Source organism: Frisingicoccus sp., assembly GCA_016298055.1.
Taxonomy (GTDB): domain Bacteria; phylum Bacillota; class Clostridia; order Lachnospirales; family Lachnospiraceae; genus Frisingicoccus.
The window spans coordinates 1-21,436 of the sequence record JAEDDO010000020.1; the positions used below are offsets into that span (position 1 = coordinate 1).

At 42.7% G+C, this 21,436-nt stretch carries 21 protein-coding genes; 18 read left to right on the forward strand and 3 right to left on the reverse strand.

Translation table 11 applies throughout. From position 1 onward, the window contains the following. The 12 genes from QZZ35_RS03240 to ectB all read left to right on the forward strand — a co-directional run. On the forward strand, positions 1 to 1,354 hold a 1,354-nt coding region (locus tag QZZ35_RS03240), incomplete at its 5' end, for a peptidoglycan D,D-transpeptidase FtsI family protein (RefSeq protein WP_291236138.1). Positions 1,355 to 1,392: 38 nt separating this feature from the next. Continuing rightward, a complete protein-coding gene (locus QZZ35_RS03245) occupies positions 1,393 to 3,141 on the forward strand; it encodes a peptidoglycan D,D-transpeptidase FtsI family protein (protein WP_291236139.1) in 1,749 nt (582 codons plus the stop codon). A gap of 80 nt (positions 3,142 to 3,221) precedes the next feature. Continuing rightward, positions 3,222 to 4,193, forward strand: a complete 972-nt coding sequence (gene mraY / locus QZZ35_RS03250; protein WP_291233837.1) for a phospho-N-acetylmuramoyl-pentapeptide-transferase — start codon at positions 3,222 to 3,224, stop codon at positions 4,191 to 4,193. 34 nt (positions 4,194 to 4,227) lie between these two features. Then, on the forward strand, positions 4,228 to 5,592 hold the full coding sequence (gene murD / locus QZZ35_RS03255) for a UDP-N-acetylmuramoyl-L-alanine--D-glutamate ligase (protein ID WP_291236140.1): 1,365 nt from the start codon (positions 4,228 to 4,230) through the stop codon (positions 5,590 to 5,592). 27 nt (positions 5,593 to 5,619) lie between these two features. Next, positions 5,620 to 6,762: a putative lipid II flippase FtsW gene (gene ftsW / locus QZZ35_RS03260; protein ID WP_291236141.1), complete on the forward strand. Its 1,143-nt coding sequence runs from the start codon at positions 5,620 to 5,622 to the stop codon at positions 6,760 to 6,762. Positions 6,763 to 6,825: 63 nt separating this feature from the next. After that, a complete protein-coding gene (gene murA, locus QZZ35_RS03265) occupies positions 6,826 to 8,085 on the forward strand; it encodes a UDP-N-acetylglucosamine 1-carboxyvinyltransferase (RefSeq protein ID WP_291236142.1) in 1,260 nt (419 codons plus the stop codon). A gap of 11 nt (positions 8,086 to 8,096) precedes the next feature. Continuing rightward, positions 8,097 to 8,984: a cell division protein FtsQ/DivIB gene (locus QZZ35_RS03270; protein WP_291236143.1), complete on the forward strand. Its 888-nt coding sequence runs from the start codon at positions 8,097 to 8,099 to the stop codon at positions 8,982 to 8,984. Between the two features lie 92 nt (positions 8,985 to 9,076). Beyond that, a complete protein-coding gene (gene ftsZ / locus QZZ35_RS03275) occupies positions 9,077 to 10,207 on the forward strand; it encodes a cell division protein FtsZ (protein ID WP_291234786.1) in 1,131 nt (376 codons plus the stop codon). Between the two features lie 244 nt (positions 10,208 to 10,451). After that, entirely contained in the window at positions 10,452 to 10,928 is a 477-nt protein-coding gene (locus QZZ35_RS03280; protein WP_291236154.1) for a sigma-E processing peptidase SpoIIGA, read from the forward strand. Continuing rightward, complete coding sequence (gene sigE / locus QZZ35_RS03285) at positions 10,925 to 11,665, forward strand: RNA polymerase sporulation sigma factor SigE (RefSeq protein WP_291236144.1); 741 nt, start codon at positions 10,925 to 10,927, stop codon at positions 11,663 to 11,665. Before QZZ35_RS03280 ends, sigE begins: the two co-directional genes overlap by 4 nt. A 129-nt stretch (positions 11,666 to 11,794) precedes the next feature. After that, positions 11,795 to 12,574, forward strand: coding sequence for an RNA polymerase sporulation sigma factor SigG (sigG, locus tag QZZ35_RS03290; protein ID WP_291236145.1), 780 nt, complete (start codon positions 11,795 to 11,797; stop codon positions 12,572 to 12,574). 96 nt (positions 12,575 to 12,670) lie between these two features. Continuing rightward, the gene (gene ectB, locus QZZ35_RS03295; RefSeq protein WP_291236146.1) at positions 12,671 to 13,918 is read left to right on the forward strand and encodes a diaminobutyrate--2-oxoglutarate transaminase; all 1,248 of its coding nucleotides are present in this window, start codon (positions 12,671 to 12,673) and stop codon (positions 13,916 to 13,918) included. 27 nt (positions 13,919 to 13,945) lie between these two features. On the opposite strand, the gene QZZ35_RS03300 is transcribed toward ectB, so the two are convergent. Both QZZ35_RS03300 and hisA read right to left on the reverse strand, forming a co-directional pair. Further along, a complete protein-coding gene (locus QZZ35_RS03300) occupies positions 13,946 to 14,245 on the reverse strand; it encodes a hypothetical protein (RefSeq protein ID WP_291236147.1) in 300 nt (99 codons plus the stop codon). Then, positions 14,242 to 15,033 (reverse strand): phosphoribosylformimino-5-aminoimidazole carboxamide ribotide isomerase, encoded by a 792-nt coding sequence (gene hisA / locus QZZ35_RS03305; RefSeq protein ID WP_291236148.1) that lies wholly within the window; start codon positions 15,031 to 15,033, stop codon positions 14,242 to 14,244. The genes QZZ35_RS03300 and hisA overlap by 4 nt, the downstream gene beginning before the upstream one ends. 78 nt (positions 15,034 to 15,111) lie before the next feature. Between hisA and ybaK the strand changes: the two genes are divergently transcribed. The 3 genes from ybaK to nrdR all read left to right on the forward strand — a co-directional run bounded on the left by ybaK (position 15,112) and on the right by nrdR (position 16,449). Beyond that, positions 15,112 to 15,603 (forward strand): Cys-tRNA(Pro) deacylase, encoded by a 492-nt coding sequence (gene ybaK / locus QZZ35_RS03310; protein ID WP_291234792.1) that lies wholly within the window; start codon positions 15,112 to 15,114, stop codon positions 15,601 to 15,603. Between the two features lie 49 nt (positions 15,604 to 15,652). Further along, positions 15,653 to 15,922, forward strand: coding sequence for a YlmC/YmxH family sporulation protein (locus tag QZZ35_RS03315; RefSeq protein ID WP_291234793.1), 270 nt, complete (start codon positions 15,653 to 15,655; stop codon positions 15,920 to 15,922). An 80-nt stretch (positions 15,923 to 16,002) separates the two neighbouring features. Then, the gene (nrdR, locus tag QZZ35_RS03320; RefSeq protein WP_291236149.1) at positions 16,003 to 16,449 is read left to right on the forward strand and encodes a transcriptional regulator NrdR; all 447 of its coding nucleotides are present in this window, start codon (positions 16,003 to 16,005) and stop codon (positions 16,447 to 16,449) included. Positions 16,450 to 16,548: 99 nt separating this feature from the next. Here the strand turns inward: nrdR and dtd are convergent, their stop codons facing one another. Continuing rightward, the gene (gene dtd / locus QZZ35_RS03325) at positions 16,549 to 16,995 is read right to left on the reverse strand and encodes a D-aminoacyl-tRNA deacylase (protein ID WP_291236150.1); all 447 of its coding nucleotides are present in this window, start codon (positions 16,993 to 16,995) and stop codon (positions 16,549 to 16,551) included. A 162-nt stretch (positions 16,996 to 17,157) separates the two neighbouring features. On the opposite strand from dtd, the gene QZZ35_RS03330 reads away from it, so the two are divergent. The 3 genes from QZZ35_RS03330 to topA form a co-directional block, all read left to right on the forward strand. Beyond that, positions 17,158 to 18,693: a YifB family Mg chelatase-like AAA ATPase gene (locus tag QZZ35_RS03330; protein WP_291236151.1), complete on the forward strand. Its 1,536-nt coding sequence runs from the start codon at positions 17,158 to 17,160 to the stop codon at positions 18,691 to 18,693. Further along, positions 18,684 to 19,784: a DNA-processing protein DprA gene (gene dprA / locus QZZ35_RS03335; protein WP_291236152.1), complete on the forward strand. Its 1,101-nt coding sequence runs from the start codon at positions 18,684 to 18,686 to the stop codon at positions 19,782 to 19,784. Before QZZ35_RS03330 ends, dprA begins: the two co-directional genes overlap by 10 nt. An 85-nt stretch (positions 19,785 to 19,869) precedes the next feature. Beyond that, positions 19,870 to 21,436 (forward strand): type I DNA topoisomerase (gene topA, locus QZZ35_RS03340; protein WP_291236153.1); only part of this gene is annotated, 1,567 nt, incomplete at its 3' end.

Genomic DNA, 21,436 nt, shown 5'->3' on the forward strand with positions numbered 1-21,436 from the left:
TATTCAGAGAATCGCGGAGAAATATGTCAATCAGCTTTTAGCTGAGCGTGAGTGTAATAATATAGGAGTTATTGTAGCCAATCCAAATAATGGAGAAATACTTGCTATGGCGGAGGCGCCAACCTTTAATCTGAATAAACCGAGGGATCTGACTGCTTTTTATACAGAAGAAGAAATAGAGGCATTGTCCGATGCGGAAATTGTGGAATTATATAATAAGCTCTGGCGTAATTTCTGTGTCAGTGATACCTATGAACCCGGTTCCACAGTAAAACCGCTGACAATCGGTGCAGCACTGGATGAAAGCAAAGTATCCACATCAGATGTATTTATGTGTGATGGCGGTGAAGAACTTTTTGATGGGGCAGGAATGCAGCATATTGCCTGCGATAATGTTTATGGCCATGGAACAACAAGTCTTCAGGAAGCGATTATGTGGTCTTGCAATGATGCATTGATGCAGATCGGGGCTAAGTTGGGTATAACCGATATGCTTAAATATCATCATTTATATGGTTTTGGACAGAAGACGGGTATTGATCTTCCGGGTGAAGCGGGAGCTGAGAGCCTCATTTTTAATGAAGAAACGATGGGACGATTTGAGCTTGCAACCAGTGCATTCGGTCAGGGATTTAACCTGACGATGGTACAGATGGTCGCAGCATTTTCTTCCATTATAAATGGAGGTAATTATTATCAGCCCCATGTAGTAAAAGAGATCACGACAGAAAGCGGACACGTGGTAAAGTCGATTGATAAGGTGCTGGTGAGAAATACGCTTTCCGAGGATACTTGTGACTGGTTAAAAGAAGCTATGCATCAGACGGTTGCGGATGATGGATCATTTACAACAGGTACGGCAGCCCGGGTCGAAGGTTATACGATCGGCGGTAAAACAGGTACTGCGGAAAAGGTACCGCGTGGTACGGGCAAATATGTGGTTTCTTTTATCGGTTTTGCACCGGTTGAAGATCCGCAGGTCGTTGTGTATGTTGTTATTGATGAATTAAAAGATAATCAGGAAGACAGCGGTACGCCGACAAAGATGGCTGGTGATATTTTGAGTGAAGTTCTTCCTTATCTTCAGATTTTCCCTGAAGGAGAAGATGTCACTATAAAAGAAAATTATGCCTGGGGCAACGGTGATCCGGAATCTCCGTCAGGAACCGATGAGAGCGGTGATGATGACGACGATGACGATGATGATATGACGGATGAAGATTATGAAAAACTGATTGAATTCCAGAGTCAGTGGACAGATGAAGATTCGGATGGATATGATGACGTGACAGGCGAATATTACTGGGATGATGTGGCTGAATTTATGGAGAAGAACGGAATAAAGATGGATTAGAAAGAATATAGTATACAAAATATTTTCAGAGTGATTTTGTGAAGATAAGAGTTTATCAGAGAAAAAAGATGCTTGTTACGCTTCTGATCATTATTTTTTTGTTTATCATTCTACTATTCCGTATGTGGTATATTATGGTAAATCGCTCAGAATATTATAAAGAGCGGGCAGATGATCTTCATGAGAGAGAAAGAGTCATTAAAGCAGAACGGGGAATTATCTATGACCGTAACGGTGTGGCTCTGGCTACTAATAAATCGGTATGTACAATTTCTGTCATCCATAATCAGATCAAAGAACCTGAAAAAGTCATACAGACATTGTCAAAGGTACTTGATATGGATGCAGAGACTGTGCGTAAAAGGGTAGAAAAAGTATCCTCAATTGAACGGATCTGTTCGAATGTTCCGAAGGAGACCGGTGATCTGATTCGAAGTTATAAGCTGGATGGCGTCATGGTTGATGAAGATTATGCCCGCTATTACCCTTATGATTCTCTGGGGGCGAAAATTCTGGGATTTACCGGAGGAGATAACCAGGGAATCATAGGGCTTGAAGTTAAATATGATGATTATCTTCAGGGAAAAGAAGGAAAAATTCTCACAACAACGGATGTCCGTGGGATTGAAGTTAAAAACAGTGCAGAAACCCGTATCGATCCGGTTATGGGTGAAAGCCTTCATATAAGTCTGGATTATAATATTCAGGCCTATGTTACACAAATTGCAGAGAAGGTGATGTTACAAAAGCAGGCGAAAAGTGTATCGGTGATTCTGATGAATCCCCAGAATGGTGAGCTCTATGCAATGGTGAACGTTCCGGAGTTTGATCTGAATGAACCTTTTACATTAAATACGGAGTCGGATGATGCAGTGAATACGCAGGACCTGCTCAATCAGATGTGGCGGAACGGCTGTATTAATGATACATATGAACCGGGATCGACATTTAAGATCATTACGGCAACGGCAGCCCTCGAAAAGAAGGTGGTTGGATTAAATGATACTTTTTCCTGTCCCGGATTTCGTGTTGTTGCGGATCGGAGGATACGATGTCATAAGGCAGGCGGCCACGGAAGTGAGACATTCACACAGGGATTTATGAATTCCTGCAATCCGGTTTTTATGGATGTGGGAGCACGGGTGGGCATCGAAGGCATGTATGAGTATTTTAGGAAACTTGGTCTCTTTGAGAAGACGGGAGTGGATCTTCCCGGAGAAGCTGGATCTATCATGCATAAAATTGAAAATGTGGGTGCCGTTGAGCTGGCGACGATTTCCTTTGGTCAGTCTTTTCAGATTACACCCCTTCAGCTTTTGAGAGCTGTCAGTGCAGTGATTAACGGAGGGAATCTTGTGACGCCCCATTTTGGCGTGTATACGACAGATGTCCGCGGCAATAAACAAAGAGTGTTTGAATATCCTGTAAAATCAGGTGCCATCCTGCCGGAGACATCGGAGACAATGAAAAAACTTCTTGGTCTGGTTGTATCTGAGGGAACCGGAAAAAATGGTCAGGTCACAGGTTATCAGGTAGGTGGAAAGACAGCAACCTCCCAGAAACTGCCGAGAGGCTCCGGTAAATATATCGCATCTTTTATAGGATTTTCACCGGTGGAAAATCCGCAGATCATAGGAATTATATTGATCGATGAGCCGGTCGGTACCTACTATGGCGGAACAATAGCTGCTCCGGTCATGAGTGAAATATTTGAGATGGTACTGCCTTATCTGTTTCCGGAAGAGAAAGAAATCCCGGAAGACACAGAGAAGGGCAAATTATCCTGAAACGCTTTACAATATATACATAAGGTATTATAATCTTGAATTTGGACAGAATACGAAAGAATTAAACGAGAGGTGTAATTATGAAATATACAATTGTCTTACCAGCACTTATTGCATTTATAATCAGTGCCGTTTTGTGCCCTGTAGTTATTCCGTTTCTTCATAAACTGAAATTCGGACAGTTTATTCGTGATGAAGGGCCGGCTGCGCATCAGAAAAAATCCGGAACACCTACAATGGGTGGTGTGATCTTTATTGTCAGTGTTATTGTGACATCTTTGATTTATATGAAGGATTATCCGGCAATTATTCCGGTGGCCTTTGCCACACTTGGTTTTGGTATTGTTGGATTTATGGATGATTATATTAAAGTCGTGAAAAAAAGAAATCTTGGATTGACACCGCTGCAGAAAATGGCGGGACAGTTCATTATTGCCGGTGTGTTTGTCTATTATCTGATGAATTTTACTGATGTGGGAACAGGAATTCTCATTCCTTTTACAGGCGGCTTTGAGAATGGATTTTATATTCATCTTCCGGGATGGCTGTTTGTTATTTTTATGTTTATTGTTTTTCTTGGAACAGTTAACGGAACAAACTTTACAGATGGTCTTGACGGACTTCTTTCCAGTGTAACCGTGCTTGTTGCAGTATTTCTCACCGTTGTTGCGATTGGCGTGAACAGCGGTCTGTCACCGATCACTTCAGCTGTAGCAGGAAGTCTTCTTGGATTTTTGCTGTTTAATGTGTATCCGGCAAAGGTGTTTATGGGAGATACAGGTTCTCTTGCTCTTGGTGGTTTTGTTGCGGCAACGGCAAGTATGATGAATATGCAGATTTTCATTATGATCTTCGGACTCATATATCTGGTAGAGGTTATTTCTGTTATCATTCAGGTAACTTATTTTAAGAAGACAGGAGGAAAACGGTTCTTTAAAATGGCTCCGATCCACCATCATTTTGAATTGTGCGGATGGCCGGAAACAAAAGTTGTTGCTGTTTTCTCTATTATAACAGCCATTTTATGTCTTATTGGATTTTTAGCACTTTAGTTATGTATTGTAGATAAACAGGAGGAAAATACATATGGATTTGAAGAATAAAAGGGTACTTGTTGCCGGAACAGGAATCAGCGGCATCGGTGCGGCCGGTTTGTTGTTAAAAACAGATGCTGACATCATTCTTTATGATGGAAATGAAAAACTCACAGAAGAAGGTGTGCGTGAAAAACTTCCGAAAAACTCACGTGAAGTTTCTATTATTATCGGAGCGTTGACAGATGAAGTGATACGGACACTGGACATTGCTGTTTTAAGTCCGGGAATTCCGACAGATGCTGAATTTGTTAATCGAATCCGGGAGGCCGGAGTGATCATCTGGGGCGAACTTGAACTGGCGGATCAGTTCGCAAAAGGAACGATTGCTGCGATTACAGGAACAAATGGAAAAACAACGACAACGACTCTTGTCGGGGAAATCCTTAAAAATTATTACAAGGAAGTTTATGTGGTGGGCAACATCGGTACAGCGTATACAGGTGTGGCTATGGATACAACAGATGAAGCTTATATTGTTGCGGAGACTTCCAGTTTTCAGCTGGAGACCATTGATGCTTTTCATCCGAGAGTGAGTGCTATTTTAAATCTGACTCCGGATCATCTGAATCGTCATCATACGATGGAAGGTTATGTTGAGGCAAAAAAGAATATTATGAAAAATCAGACATCAGAGGATTATGTGATATTGAATTATGATGATCCGCTGACGCGGGACATCGGAGAAAAAGCAGTTCCTCAGGTCATTTATTTTTCAGGCACTCAGGTGCTCAAAGAAGGTTTTTATTTCCATGATAAGAAGATTTATCGGGCGAAAAACGGTCATGAAGATGTTATCTGTACATCAGATGAATTGAAGCTTCTCGGACTTCACAATATGGAAAATGTGATGGCTGCGGCCGCTATGGCCGAGTGCCTTGGTGTTCCTGTGGATACGATTCGTAAGACGATCACATCCTTTATGGGTGTTGAACACCGGATCGAGTTTGTCACAGAGAAGAAGGGTGTCTGCTATTACAATGATTCTAAGGGAACCAATCCGGATGCGGCAATTAAAGCCGTTCAGGCGATGGTCCGGCCGACGATTCTCATTGGCGGTGGATATGATAAAGAAAGTACTTATGATGAGTGGATCGAAACTTTTGACGGAAAAGTACGTTTACTTGTCTTGATCGGAGAAACAGCAGATAAGATTGAAGCGTGTGCAAGACGCCATGGCTTCGAAAATATTATACGAGCAGAGAGTTTTGAGCAGGCTGTTCGCCTTTGTATAGATAAGGCTGAGAACGGTGATGCTGTTCTTTTGTCACCGGCATGTGCAAGCTGGGATATGTTTAAAAGCTATGAAGAACGCGGCAGAATTTTTAAAGAACTTGTCAACAAATTTGCGGACTGAGAGCCAAGCGGAAACTGAGGTGTTTGCATGTCACAGAACAGGACAGTAAGTGGACAAAAAAAGAAGCGCAAAAGAGTAAAGACAGAAAAATATTTTGACTACAGCCTTTTGTTTATTGTTATTTTCCTTGTATGCTTTGGACTTGTAATGATTTATAGTACCAGTGCTTATAATTCGCAGATTGTCAATGAAGGTGATTCCTTTTATTATTTGAAGCGTCAGGGAATGTTTGCACTTCTGGGATTTACAGGAATGATCTTTATCAGTCGTATTCCGTATAATTTCTGGAAACGCTTTACTTTTATTGCCTATATCGGTATGAATATTCTTTTGGCCATCGTGCTCGTTTACGGTGCAGCCAGCCATGGACAGAAACGATGGATCGAAATCGGACCTCTCAGATTCCAGCCATCGGAGATCGCTAAAGCGGTACTGATTGTTTTTCTGGCGCATGTTGCCAGTCAGAGTGTTAATCAGCTGAAAAACTGGCGAGGTGTTGTTAAATGTTTTGCACTTACGCTTCCGATGATCGTTCTTGTTACGGTATCCAATCTGAGTACAGGAATTATTCTGCTTGGAATTGCTTTTATTATTATTTTTGTAGCAAGTAATCAGTATAAAATATTCGGCGGGGTCATTTTGGCGGGTATTGGTCTTGTCGCCGTCTTTTTGAAGGTGGCGGCCTATCGTATGGACCGAATTGATGCATGGCTTCATGTGGAAACATCCGAATATGGTTATCAGACCCGCCAGGCTTTGTATGCGATCGGCTCCGGCGGAGTCTTTGGAAAGGGACTTGGACGGAGTGTGCAGAAGCTTTCTTATGTGCCGGAAGCACATAATGATATGATTTTTTCGATTATCTGTGAAGAGCTGGGACTCTTTGGTGCTATTGCCATTATTCTTCTCTTTATATTACTGATGTGGCGGTGTATGATGATTGCAAACAGTGCACCGGATTTATATTCGGCACTGATCGTGATCGGTGTTATGGCCCAGATCGGCCTTCAGGCCTGCATTAATATCGGCGTTGTAACAAATACATTGCCAAATACCGGAGTTACATTGCCCTTCATAAGTTATGGAGGTACGTCTGTAACCTTTCTATTGTGTGAAATCGGACTTGTGCTGAGCGTCTCGCGAAGTATCCGATTTGGTCCCGAGTCCTGACAGGGAAACATTTTGAAAATTTCTGCATACAATGTGTTATAGTTTGTGTGCGGAGGTATTGATGTGGCATCATATTTCATATCCGGCGGAGAAAAACTGAAGGGGACTGTGAAAATTCAAGGATCCAAGAATGCAGCGCTTCCGATCATTGCAGCGTCTTTGCTGCACCGGGGAACCACAGTAATCCGTGAATGTCCATGGATTCTGGATGTTCGGTATATGCTGGAAGTATTGAAGAGCATTGGATGCAGCATTTTCATCGATGGAAGTACAGTGTGGATCGATGCATCGGATATCGATGCGTCAAAGCTGGCAAAAGAGTGTATCGGAAAGATGCGGTCATCCATTTTGCTCCTCGGAGCTATGGTTGGCAGATGCGCTCAGTTTTCTCTGGATTATCCGGGAGGATGTACGATTGGTGCACGTCCGGTGGATATACATTTGAAAGCTCTTAGCCGGATGGGTGTACATATACAGGAACAGGAAGGGCAGATATATTGTGACACGAAAGTTTTGTCCGGAGAAGAAATCCAATTGCCTTATCCGAGTGTGGGTGCTACAGAGAATATTATGATGGCGGCTGTTAAAGCCGAAGGTGTGACCTGGATTCACAATGCGGCCCGTGAGCCGGAAATTGTGGATCTGGCAGAGTTTCTGAAACGTATGGGTGTCCGTATCATTGGTGCGGGCACAGAGCGTATTGGTATTTTAGGAAAGTGTCCTTTATGTGATACGGAGTATCAGGTAATGGGCGATCGAATTGTTGCCGGCACATATTTGCTCGCCGCTGCGGGAGCCGGCGGAGAAATTGAGGTATGCGGTGTGAAGGAAGAACATATACACTGCCTGCTTCAAATATGTGAAAAGATGGGATGTGAGATTCGTCTGACAGATCGGGGAATCTGTCTGAGATCATCCCGAAGACTGTTTTCAATTGAGGATATTCATACCCAGCCATTTCCGGGTTTTCCTACAGATCTTCAGTCTCAGCTTATGGCAGTCCTTACAAAGGCTGTCGGTGAGAGCAGGATTTTTGAACATGTTTTTGAAAATCGATTTGGAACTGCAGAAGAACTGAATAAAATGGGGGCGGATATACAAATAAAAAATAACAGGGCCGTCATCCGGGGCGTTGCGAAGTTAAAAGCCGGCCACGTATATGCAAAGGATTTGCGGGGCGGAGCAGCATTAGTGATTGCCGGCCTTATGGCAGAAGGTGATAGTATCGTAGAAAACTCCATCTTTATAGAGCGTGGTTATCAGGATATATGCAAAGATTTGACTGGGCTTGGAGCAAAAATTAAAGTGATTGAAGGAAAATAGGTGGATATACCGTGGATAAAAATTATTATCAGGATGAAGATTTTACGGAATTTGAGGAATTTGAAGAGCTAGAAGAATTAGAAGAATATGAAGAGTCGGAATACGAAGATGAAGATGAGGAGGAAGCATGGAAAAGATCTCACAGAAGTGAAGATAAGCCGGCAAAGTCACATCGCGGGCGGAAACTGGCGGTTGTTATATTCATCCTTCTTGTGGGAGCTTTTACAGGCATTGTCTATGGTTTTAAACTGGAGGATGTCCGAATCATCGGTAATAAAACCTATAGTGAAGATGAAGTAAAAGCATTGATGAATTTTCCGGAAAATATGCCCAATACATTGTTATGCTATCTGAAATATTTCAGATACAAAACAGAAGATGTTCCTTTTCTGGAAAAGATCCAGGTTAAAGTTGAGAACCGCAATATGATCTGTATTGAAGTGTTTGAAACAAATATTATCGGATGCCTCAGACAGGGAAGGAGCTATTGTTATTTTGATGACAATGGGATCATACAGGAAATTTTGTCTGATCCAAAAGACACCGTAGCGGTCATCGAAGGTATTTCGCTGGAAAATATGGAAATCGAACAGAAGATTTCCATAGAGAATGAGACCACATATAAGGGAATTATAGAACTATGTCAGCTGCTTATAGACCATAATATAAAGGCACAAAAGATAGAAATCGATAAAAATGGGAAATTTACAGTCTACATAAATGATAATATTCGGGTGGGATTTGGAACCCCGGTTCTGCTTGAAGAGAAAGCGGTGGAGATGGCTAATATTCTTCCGGAACTTCAAAGCATGGTGGAAACGGAACAAATCAAAGGAATATTACATTTAGAGAACTATGATTCTACGAAAAATTCTATTGTTTTTACAAAAGAAAATTAAAATAAACGGTTGATTATTTTTGTGAAAAACTATATTATATAATATGATAATGCAAATTGAGAAAAAGATTAATATTAAAAGGAGGAACTACCTTGCTTGAGATAAAAACAAATGAAATGGATGCAGCAGCCAAAATTTTGGTTATCGGCGTTGGCGGTGCCGGAAATAATGCAGTAAATCGTATGATCGAGGAGAATATTGTCGGTGTGGAATTCATTGGCGTAAATACAGATAGACAGGCTTTACAGTTATGTAAGGCGAATCAGCTTGTACAGATTGGCGAAAAGTTGACAAAGGGTCTTGGCGCGGGAGCAAAACCGGAAGTAGGCGCAAAGGCTGCCGAAGAAAGCGTTGATGAACTGACAGAACTGATCAAAGGTGCAGATATGGTTTTTGTCACATGCGGTATGGGCGGCGGAACAGGAACAGGTGCGGCTCCTGTCGTTGCAGGAATTGCCAAGAGCCTTGGATGTCTCACAGTCGGCGTTGTAACAAAGCCTTTCCGTTTTGAAGCAAAACAGAGAATGGTGAATGCAAATGCAGGTATCGAGAATCTTAAAGAGAATGTAGATACACTGATCATTATTCCGAATGATAAATTACTTGAGATCGTTGACAGACGTACATCCATGCCGGATGCTTTAAAGAAAGCAGATGAAGTTTTACAGCAGGGTGTACAGGGTATCACAGACCTGATCAATGTTCCTGGACTGATCAATCTTGACTTTGCAGATATCCAGACAGTTATGAAGGATAAGGGTATTGCACATATCGGTATCGGTGAAGGTCATGGCGATGACAAAGCACTTGATGCGGTTAAGCAGGCAACAACAAGCCCGCTTCTTGAAACAACAATTGAGGGTGCAACAGATATCGTTATCAATATCTCCGGTGATATCGGACTTATTGAGGCGAATGAAGCAGCTATGTATGTTGAAGAACTTGCAGGAGAATCTGCAAATATTATCTTTGGTGCTATGTATGATGAAAGCACACCGGATTCATGTTCCATCACAGTTATTGCTACAGGACTTGAAGCACAGGAAAGCGCAAGCCAGACTTCTACATTTATGAAGAAAGCGAACGAACGTCCGGCATTTAACAGCAATCCGCAGCCTTCATTCAAAACAGCTGCACCGGTACAGAGAACACCGATCACAAAGAAAGAAACAACAGTTGGAACAGGTACGATCCAGATTCCAAGTTTCTTACAGAAGAAATAATAAATTGAATCAAAAGGCAGGAGCATCTTCCGAGTTCAGGAGAATTCGGAGGGTGCTTTTTTTCCTTTTATTAAAAGAAAAAAATGTTGAAAACTTTTATGTAAATCCGTCAACCGTTTGACAAAATATTTTTCAACGTCGGAGTATAATGGGGACAATCATATGCAGGAGGTGATGGGAAACCGTTAGTGATTCACATGTTTCTTTCTCACGTGCGCATTCGATAAAATCTGTTCACCACCAGATTCTCTTATGCGGTACATTCTTTTTATTAGGAAGTCTGTGCCGGTTCATTTTCTTTCACACTCATATTGCAAAGGAATATTCAATAAAAAATTACAGAGGCAGCCTTCATATTTTTATGAACAGACAGCATATCATGGTCAAAGCACTTGTAGATACGGGTAATCGTTTATATGAACCCTTTACAGGAAAACCGGTCTGTCTCGTGGAATATGAGAGCTTGAAGCATTGTCTGACTGGCAGAGACGGGCATTATTATGTTCGTCCTATTCCGTATCATTCCATCGGAAAAGAGCATGGAATTTTATGGGGAGTTACAGCGGATAAGCTGATTTTTCAAAATCAGAGGCGAAAAATCAAGAGACATGGATGCATTATTGGAATTTATCCCGGGAAGATCAGTTCCATGGGAGAATATAATGCCATTATGCATCCGGATATTCTGAAAAGTAATGTGTGCGGAAGGAGCAGAATATGATATGTAATGCGATAGTACCGGCAAAATTCCGGTATGGAATGCGGCGTCATTCTCAAAATTATTCAAGACAAAACGGGGGTGACATTTTTTATATAGGCGGTGCGGATGTACTGCCGGTTCCGCTGGAAAATGAGGAAGAAGCAGAGGCCATTCGGATGCTGGGAACGGAGAGAGAGAAGGATGGCCGTGAGGTGCTGATCGAACATAATTTACGGCTTGTTGTGTATATTGCGAGAAAGTTTGATAATACGGGTGTCGGCGTGGAGGATTTAATATCTATCGGGACAATTGGTCTTATAAAAGCGATCAATTCCTTCAATCCGGATAAAAATATTAAACTGGCGACGTATGCATCCCGATGTATTGAAAATGAGATTTTAATGTATTTGAGGAGAAATAACAAGACCCGTATGGAAGTATCCATTGACGAACCTCTTAATGTGGACTGGGATGGCAATGAACTGCTTTTATCAGATATTCTGGGAACCGATGAGGATGTTATTTATAAAGGCATCGAAGGGGAAGTTAACAGGATGCTTCTGAATAAAGCGATCCGTTGTCTGTCTCCAAGAGAACAGACGATCATCAAACTTCGTTTTGGGATAAATACGAAGGACGGCTATGACCGTACACAAAAGGAAGTTGCGGATCTTTTGGGAATTTCTCAGTCATATATATCACGGCTTGAGAAAAAAATTATTCTTCGTCTGAAGAAGGAAATGAACCGGATGAGTTGAGAAAGTCCTGTTTGTCAAGCCCCAATAATTTTTTTATTTTGTAAAATCCTGTATAATAGAAAATCAGAATGTGAAAAATCTTTACTGTACTTCAATGACAATGTAAGTGTAGTAAGGAGGATTCTGATTATGGCTCAGGGTAAGGTTGAAATATGCGGCGTAAATACGTCAAAGCTTCCTCTCCTGAAGGAGGAGGAGAAGGAAGCTTTGCTTTTACGTATAAAGTCGGGAGACGCGGCGGCAAAAGAAGAGTATATCCGGGGAAATCTTCGACTCGTACTCAGTGTCATTAAACGATTTTCCAATACGAATGAAAATCCGGATGATCTGTTTCAGGTAGGGTGTATCGGTCTGATGAAGGCTATTGACAATTTTGATCTGAATCAGGGGGTTAAATTTTCAACCTATGCGGTTCCTATGATCATTGGTGAGATCCGGAGGTATCTCAGAGATAATAACAGTATCCGGGTCAGCCGGTCTTTAAGAGATACCGCATACAAAGCCATCTATGCCAGGGAAGCTTTTATTAAACAAAATAACAGAGAGCCTTCGGTTATGGAAGTAGCCGGGGAGATCGGTATCAGTAAAGAAGATGTGGTGTTTGCCATGGATGCCATACAGAGCCCTATGTCTTTGTATGAACCGGTCTATTCGGAGGGCGGTGATAAGCTTTGTATCATGGATCAGGTGAAGGATACAAAAAATACAGAAGCCTCCTGGGTAGAAAATATCGCACTTCGGGATGCGATTGAACGGCTTGGGGACAGAGAACGTAAAATTATTGATATGCGTTTTTTTGAGGGAAAAACCCAGATGGAGGTAGCCGCCGAATTAGCTATTTCTCAGGCCCAGATTTCAAGAATTGAGAAAAACGCTCTGAAAAATATGCGAACCTATCTTCAGCAGTAACCAAAAATAAATTGACTTCGATGAGATAAGGGGTATAATAAGACATGATGGTTTGTGATAGACAACTGAAAAATGAATGGAGGAAAAAATCACATAATGTTTGAAGTTTTTGAAAGCACTGAATCAGAAGTAAGATCTTATTGCAGAAAATACCCAGTAGAGTTCAGCAAAGCTAAGAATGCTGAGATTTTTTCGGTTGAAGGTGAACGATATATTGATTTTCTGGCTGTTGCCGGTTCTATGAATTATGGACATAATAACCCGGAGATTAAAGCAAAGATTGTGGAATATCTGAGCGAAGATCATATTATCAATGCTCTGGATATGTATACTCAGGCGAAGGAAGAGTTTTTACAGACATTTAAAGAGAAGATTCTTGAGCCGAGAAATATGAATTATAAAGTCATGTGTTGTGGTCCTACCGGAACGAATGCCATTGAAGCCGCATTGAAACTGGTGCGAAAGAACACGGGAAGATCCGGAGTTATCGCATTTTCCGGAGCATTTCACGGAATGACGATGGGAAGCTTATCCATGACAACAGACAGAACAAGCAGAGAAGGTGCGTGTGTTCCGCTTGGACATGTAACTTTTGCACCTTATGACGGTACACTGGATTCCATTGCCTATCTCAAATGGATTTTAGAGGATGATCATTCCGGTGTAGATAAGCCGGCAGCTATTTTCCTTGAGACGGTCCAGGCAGAGGGCGGAATTAATGTGGCCAGTGTTGAATGGCTCCGGGAGATTCGTAGAATCTGTACAGAGAACGATATTCTCATGGTATGTGATGATATTCAGGTAGGGAATGGACGTACGGGCACATTTTTCTCCTTTGAGAGAGCAGACATTCAGCCGGATATGATCATTTTATCTAAATCGATCAGCGGTTTCGGTATGCCGATGGCACTTTTACTGATGCGTCCGGAACTGGATATTTTCAGACCGGCAGAGCATAATGGTACATTCCGCGGTAATCAGTTATCTTTTGTCGGAGGAACTGCGGGAATTAACTATTTTGTTGACCATCATCTGGATGACGAAGTGAAGAGAAAAGAAAAGATTGTAGCAAGATATATTGAAGAGGAGATTCTTCCGTTGGATTCCAGACTTTCTTACAGAGGTATGGGACTTATGTGGGGAATTGATTTCGGAAAGATAAATCCGGCATTTGCGCTTGAAGCTGTACATGAAGGTTTTGACAGACATATCATTATGGAAGTTGCCGGACGTAAGGACGGGGTATTGAAACTGATGCCTCCGCTTACGATCGAAGATGAAGTCCTTAAGGAAGGGTTAGCGATTGTGAAAGCTTCGATAGAGGCTGTGTTGAAAAAAGCATAAATAAAAAGAAAAGGCTGGACAAAGATTCTAATCTTTTGTCCAGCGTTTTTTTTCACTTATATGCATATTGTTGAGCCATGCGACCGCTTCTTCTATGCCCTCCGGAGAGAAATCAAAAAGTTTTTCTGTTTTTTTACTGTCCTCTGTTTTGTCAAAACAAAAAGGCTGGGGCCAGATAAAAACAGAGAGGACAGTCTGTTTTTCTTCAGAGTTTTCAGAAAGAGGAACTTCTTTCTTGGCCATGCGGTAACGCATGCCTTTATAGCTGCCTGTGAAAGCTTCTTTTTTTAAAAAGGAGATAGGCATGACATCTTTAAGTTCGATCATAATGCACCTTCCTGATTGGTTCCGAGATTTTTTACACGTTCATAGGGAATAGGTCCTCCGAAAAGATCAAGAGCACTTCCGATGGTGACATTGATCCGGTCTTTTCCAAGTTCCTTTAAAAGGCGAAGATCTTCGAAAGAACCCACACCTCCGGCATAGGTCACCGGACATTTTGTAAAATCACCCAGCATTGCCGCAAGGTCTTTTTCAATTCCGGAAGCTTTTCCTTCCACATCAACCGCATGAATTAAAAATTCATCACAGTAGGGAACGAGACGGTCAAGTGTTTCAAGGTCCATTTTTTCGGAAGTAAATTTCTGCCAGCGGTCTGTGACGATATAATAATCATTGCCTTTTTTTCTGCAGCTGACATCGAGGACAAGATGTTCTTTGCCAATCTGCTCAGAAAGGGCTTTTAACCGGTCAAAATGGATATGTCCGTCTTTAAACACATAGGATGTGACGATAACGTGAGAGGCACCTGCGTCGAGAAAAGCCCGGGCATTTCCTGAATGGATGCCGCCTCCGATCTGTAGTCCGCCCGGATAGGCAGCGAGTGCTTTCAGGGCCTGCTCACAATCTGCCTTATAATATTCGGAAGATTCCGGATTCAGAAGAATGATATGGCCTCCCTGAATATGATCTTTGGAGTAGAGACGGGCATACCAGGCAGCATCCTGGGCGGATACAAAATTTTCATCAGCCTGATCACCCTCATCTTTTAAACTTCCTCCGACGATCTGTTTAACTTTACCGTTGTGTATATCAATACATGGTCTGAATTTCATATGAACACCTCACTGGAATTATGAGAAAGATTATAGTATAATTTATGAGGTAATGCAAGAGAAAGGGAAGATGAAAGGATGGCAAAAAAGAAAGAGACAGATAAAACAAAGACAAATGCCATGCGTCTTTTGGAGCAGGCGGGTATTCCGTTTCGTGTGGAGACCTATGAATTTGATGAGGAGCATTTAAGCGGTGCCCATGTGGCATCCCAGGTGAGCCTTCCGGAAGATCAGATTTTTAAGACACTGGTCGTTCGCGGAGAGAAAAAAGGAATTATGGTATTTTGTATACCTGTTATGATGGAACTGGATCTTAAAAAAGCGGCAAAGATTTCAGGAGATAAGAAAATAGAAATGACCCATGTTAAAGAGCTTCTTGGCCTTACAGGATATATCCGCGGTGGATGTTCACCGGTAGGCATGAAAAAGAAATATCCGACATGGTTTGACGAAACTGCCATGCTTTATGATGAGATTGCAGTCAGCGCAGGCGTGCGCGGCGCTCAGATCATTGTGAATCCGGACGCATTAAAGGATTATGTGGAGGCGGCTTACGGTGATGTCACATGAGTCATCGGCCTTGCATAGAATAAAGTAAGGATATTTAAGGGAGTCGGACATGCGCATCTGTGAGCTTCGTCAAAAAGAGGTAATCAATATAAAGGATTGTCAGCGGATCGGTTTTGTGGCGGATGTGGAGTTTGATCCGAAAACAGGCATGATATGCCAGTTGATTGTTCCGGGACAGGGAAAATGGTGTGGTCTTCTCGGAAGAGATACAGAATATATTATCGGGTGGAAGTGTGTCCGGCAAATTGGAGCGGATATAATTCTCGTTGATGTCTGTATGGAGGAGATCACACGCCCGACTGAGGGCTGTAAGCCTTGATTTTACTGACTTTTTGGAGAAAAATGGTTGACCGCTTTTTTTTCCTCTATTATAATAAATTTAATGAGGAGGATAAAAAAATGAAGTGTCCATTTTGCGGAGAGACTGATTCGAAAGTCATTGATTCACGCCCGGCTGAGGATGGAAGTTCTATTCGTCGCCGCAGACAGTGTAATGGCTGTAAGAAACGATTTACGACTTATGAAAAAGTAGAAACTATTCCTTTGATTGTTATAAAGAAAGATAATAATCGAGAGCCTTATGATCGTCAGAAAATTGTGTCAGGCATCCTTCGGTCCTGTCATAAGCGGCCGATTTCAGCGGATCAGATCAATCGGCTTGTGGATGAGGTAGAGACAGAGATTTTTAATCGGGAAGAGCGGGAGATACCGGCACAGGAAATCGGTGAGATCGTGATGAACCGGCTTAAAGATCTGGACGCGGTTGCCTATGTTCGCTTTGCTTCCGTGTACAGAGAGTTTAAAGATGTGAATACATTTATGGATGAGATAAAAAAAATATTGTGATGCCAAGGAAAAATATGAAGGTATCACATAATGTCAAGGGACAAATAGCAAAAGGTCATATATTTTCATGTTTTCATGGAAATATGTGACCTTTTTTAGTCAGCGATTTTTTGAGTCAATAATAATGGTCACAGGTCCGTCATTGACCAGTTCAACAGCCATATCCGCACCGAATTCCCCTTCACCCACGTTAAATCCAAGGGAACGGAAAGCCTGAATAAATTCAAGATAAAAGGCCTTGGAAGGTTCAGGGAGTCCTGCATCCACAAAACTCGGCCGATTACCTTTTTTTGTATTGGCAAAAAGAGTAAACTGGGAAATGATGAGAAGTTCACCGTTTACATCTCTAAGGCCAAGATTCATCTTACCTTCAGCGTCTTCGAAAACTCTCAGACCGGAAATTTTTTTGACAAGATAATCCATGTCTTCTTTTGTGTCATCTTTTGCAACACCGAGTAAAACGACAAAACCGCGGCCGATTTCTCCGTGAACCTTTCCCTCGATCGTTACTTTTCCGCGAGTAACTCTTTGAATGACTGCTTTCATAATCTGTCTTCTCCTTTTAAAATGTTCTATAAACGTTATGGTCTATTATATCGGGGGTATTTACCCCGGTCAAGAAAAAAGTCGAAACATTTGGATTGAAAAAAAGTTATGAGGATGTAAAATAAAAACAGGTATTGCCTTTCGTTGGAAAGGAAAAGAAGAATGTTTTGTAAAGTATATACAGCCTCCTGTGTGGGAATTGACGGACGAATTGTTCAGGTGGAGGCAGATTTGAGCAATGGTCTTCCGTCTTTTCATATCGTCGGAGAGGTTTCCGGCGAGGTACGGGAATCCGCTCCCCGTATTTATACGGCACTTCGTAATTCGGGTTACGGACTGCCGCCGAAGCGTTATGTTGTTAATTTATCGCCTGCTGATTTCAGAAAGGCAGGCACAGGGTTTGACCTTCCAATTGCAGTTGCACTTCTTTGCTGTGTCGAGCAGATGAATCCGGAATTTTTGGAAAACAGTATATTTATCGGTGAACTGGGGCTGAGCGGAAAGCTTGTGCCGGTCAAGGGTATCCTGTCCATGGTGAGCCGGGCTTTGGAATGTGGATTTAAACAGTGCTTTGTCCCTGTGGATAATGCGGGAGAGGCTGTTTTGATCCATGAGATGAAGGTGTACGGTATACGTTCACTTCAGGAGATGATTCTTCATCTTCAGGGACGCAAAGAGGTGGAAGTGTTCAGGCAGGAGCATCATGCGGAAGAATCGGTTATTTATGCGCCGGATTTTGGGGATATACGTGGGCAGGAGATGGCAAAACGATGTATTCAGATCAGTGCGGCGGGGCATCACCATCTTTTAATGATCGGGCCTCCGGGGAGCGGTAAAACGATGATGGCCGAGCGGATGCCTTACATATTGCCTCCGATGAGTCGGGAGGAACAGCTGATGGTGACAAAGATCCACAGTGCCGCCGGTAAACTAAAGCCGGGAAGCGGTCTTATGCAGTCAAGACCTTTTCGAAGACCTCATCACACCTTGTCGGATAAGGGAATGATCGGGGGCGGAGCGATACCGGTGCCGGGAGAAGTGAGTCTGGCTCACGGGGGAATTTTATTTCTTGATGAATTCGGTGAGTTTTCGAGAGGTACATTAGAGTCACTCAGAGAGCCTCTGGAGACAGGGGAGGTATTTTTACACAGAGTCCGGGGGGATTACTGTTTTCCGGCGCATCCTTTGATCGTAGGGGCGATGAATCCCTGCAGATGCGGTTATTATCCGGACAGGGAACGATGCAGGTGCACCGCTTCGCAGATTCACAGTTATATGTCAAAAATCAGCGGTCCAGTCCGGGAGCGCATGGATCTGTGTGTACATATTTCGAGAGTTGATTATCGTCATCTGTCGGAGGATACTGTATCAGAAGACAGCAACTGTATGAGAGAGCGGATAGCACAGGCTTATCTGCGTCAGGAAGAACGTTTTAAGGATATGGATATCCGGTACAACAGCGAGATGAATTCGGGGATGACAGAGTGTTTTTGCAAACTGGATGAAGCGGGCCAGTCTTTTATGGCAAAGGCTTATGAACATTATCATTTTTCGGCACGGATCTATCAGAAGATCTTAAAGGTAGCCCGGACGATCAGTGATCTGGATGGCTTTGATCAGATTGGGGCCGCACAGCTTGCAGAAGCGGTTTCTTACCGTCTTCCGGATGAAGATTACGGAGGTGGGATATGGAATTGACAGAAAGAGAATGCTGGTTCTGGCTGTGCAGCAGAGACTGGCTTGGTGTCCGGTCCATTGATAAATTGTTGGGCTATTTTAAAACAGCGAAGAATATTTATTATGGAAGAAATTCCCAATATGAACAGGTAAAGGGGATTTCGAAAAAGATATGCGACAGGCTTTGTTCCGATGAGGAAAAGGACGAAGAGGCACTTAAGAGGAGTATTGACAGGCTTGAAAGATCAGGGGGAAGATTTTTGAGCCGGGTCGATGACGGATTTCCGGAAAAGTTAAAACATATTTATGATGTGCCTGCCGGACTGTTTTATTACGGACGGATGCCTGAGAAAAATCAGCCGATGATAGCGATTGTCGGTGCCAGAGAAGCGGGAGGTTATGGGCTTGAAGCGGCCAGATATTTCGGAAGAGAACTGGCAAAGCAGGGAATCGGTGTGATCAGTGGTCTGGCGAGAGGAATTGACGGTGAATCTCACAGGGGAGCTCTGGAAGGCGGCGGTCTCACATGGGGTGTTCTCGGATGCGGTCTGAATATCTGCTATCCGAGAGAAAACTATCCGATTTTTGAGCAGATGAAACGGTGCGGAGGCATTATAAGTGAATATACGATGGACGTTCCTCCGAAGGCATGGCATTTTCCTATGAGGAACCGGATCATCAGCGGTTTGTCCGACGGGGTGCTGGTTATTGAAGCGAGATCGCGAAGCGGATCTTTGATTACAGCGGATATGGGACTGGAGCAGGGGAAGAACATTTATGCGCTTCCCGGATCTTTTCAGAGTTCTTTGAGTGCAGGCTGTCATGAACTGATACAAAACGGCGCCAAGCTTGTATTCCGGCCGGAAGATATACTTGAAGATTACCCTGTAAACCTTAAGGAAAAGAAGGGCTTTGATGAAAAAATGAAACTTACTCTTGATAATTCAGAACAATTGGTGTATGCTAGTTTACGTTTAAACCCAAAAGACGTTGATACAATTTCAGCAGATTGCGGTCTTTCATTGAAAGAAACGATTCGAATTCTGACGAATCTGGAGCTTGAAGGAAAGATACGCTCAATGGGTCAGAATCAGTACGTTGTCAGATTATAGGAACGGGAAGTCATTGAACCCTTCCCGGTCTTTCATTCTATATACAGACGTGACTGATAATAGAGAGAAGATAGTGGAGGGTATTATGGCAAAATATTTGGTTATTGTGGAATCACCTGCGAAAGCCAAAACCATTAATAAATTCCTTGGAGCCAATTATATGGTTGTTGCATCCAATGGACATGTGCGTGATCTGCCAAAAAGCCAATTGGGAATTGATATAGAGAATGACTTTGAACCGAAATATATCACTATCCGGGGGAAGGGAGATATTCTGGCCATGCTTCGTAAAGAAGTGAAAAAGGCAGATAAAGTTTATCTTGCGACTGACCCGGACCGTGAGGGAGAGGCAATTTCATGGCATCTTGCTCAGGCATTAAAACTTGAGGATAAACAGGTGCATCGTATTACATTTAATGAGATTACAAAGTCAGCAGTAAAAGCTTCAATCAAGCAGGCGAGAAAGATTGATATGGATCTGGTGGATGCCCAGCAGGCGCGGCGTATGCTGGACCGTATGGTGGGATATAAGATCAGTCCGCTGCTGTGGGCAAAGGTTAAGCGAGGATTGAGTGCAGGCCGTGTACAGTCTGTCGCACTACGTATCATCTGTGACAGAGAGCAGGAGATCGACTCTTTTATTCCTGAGGAATACTGGACCTTAGAAGTGCTTTTGAATGTCAAAGGAGAAAAAAAGCCTCTGACAGCAAAGTTCTATGGAAAAGAAAAGGAAAAGATAGATATTCGGTCGAAGGAGCAGCTGGAACATATTCTTGCGGAACTTGAAGGTCAGCCATACAAAATTTACGATATTAAAAACGGAGAGCGATCGAAGAAACCGCCGCTGCCTTTTACAACGAGTACACTGCAGCAGGAAGCATCAAAACTTTTGAATTTTTCAACACAGAAAACAATGCGTATTGCCCAGCAGCTGTATGAAGGTGTGGATATTAAAGGGAATGGCACCGTCGGTCTCATAACTTATCTGAGAACCGATTCCACACGTATTTCTGATGAGGCGGATGAAGCTGTAAGAAAGTATATCGGTGAAGCTTACGGTCCGGATTATGTGACCGGACAGGTTAAGAGTGTGAAGAATAACGGAAAGATTCAGGATGCTCATGAGGCGATTCGTCCTTCGAACAGTGAATTGACACCGACGAGACTCAAAGAATCCCTCTCAAGAGATCAGTTCCGTTTATATCAGCTGATCTGGAGCCGTTTTGTTGCCAGCCGTATGTCGGATGCTGTCTATTCAACGACAAATGTTAAGATCAATTGTAACGGATATATCTTTACAGTAACAGCATCCAAAATTAAGTTTGAAGGTTTTATGTCTGTGTATAAGCATACAGATGATAAAGTGGAAGCGAATGTCCTTCTGAAAAAACTGACAGAGGAGAGTGAGCTTTCTTTTAATGAATATATAAGTAAGCAGCATTTTACCCAGCCTCCGGCTCATTTTACAGAGGCCTCCCTTGTAAAGACACTGGAAGAACTTGGTATCGGACGGCCGAGTACCTATGCGCCGACCATCACAACGATCATTGCCCGCAGGTATGTGGCGAAGGAGAATAAAAATCTTTATGTTACGGAATTGGGTGAGGTCGTCAATCAGATTATGAAAGATGCTTTTCCAAGTATTGTTGATG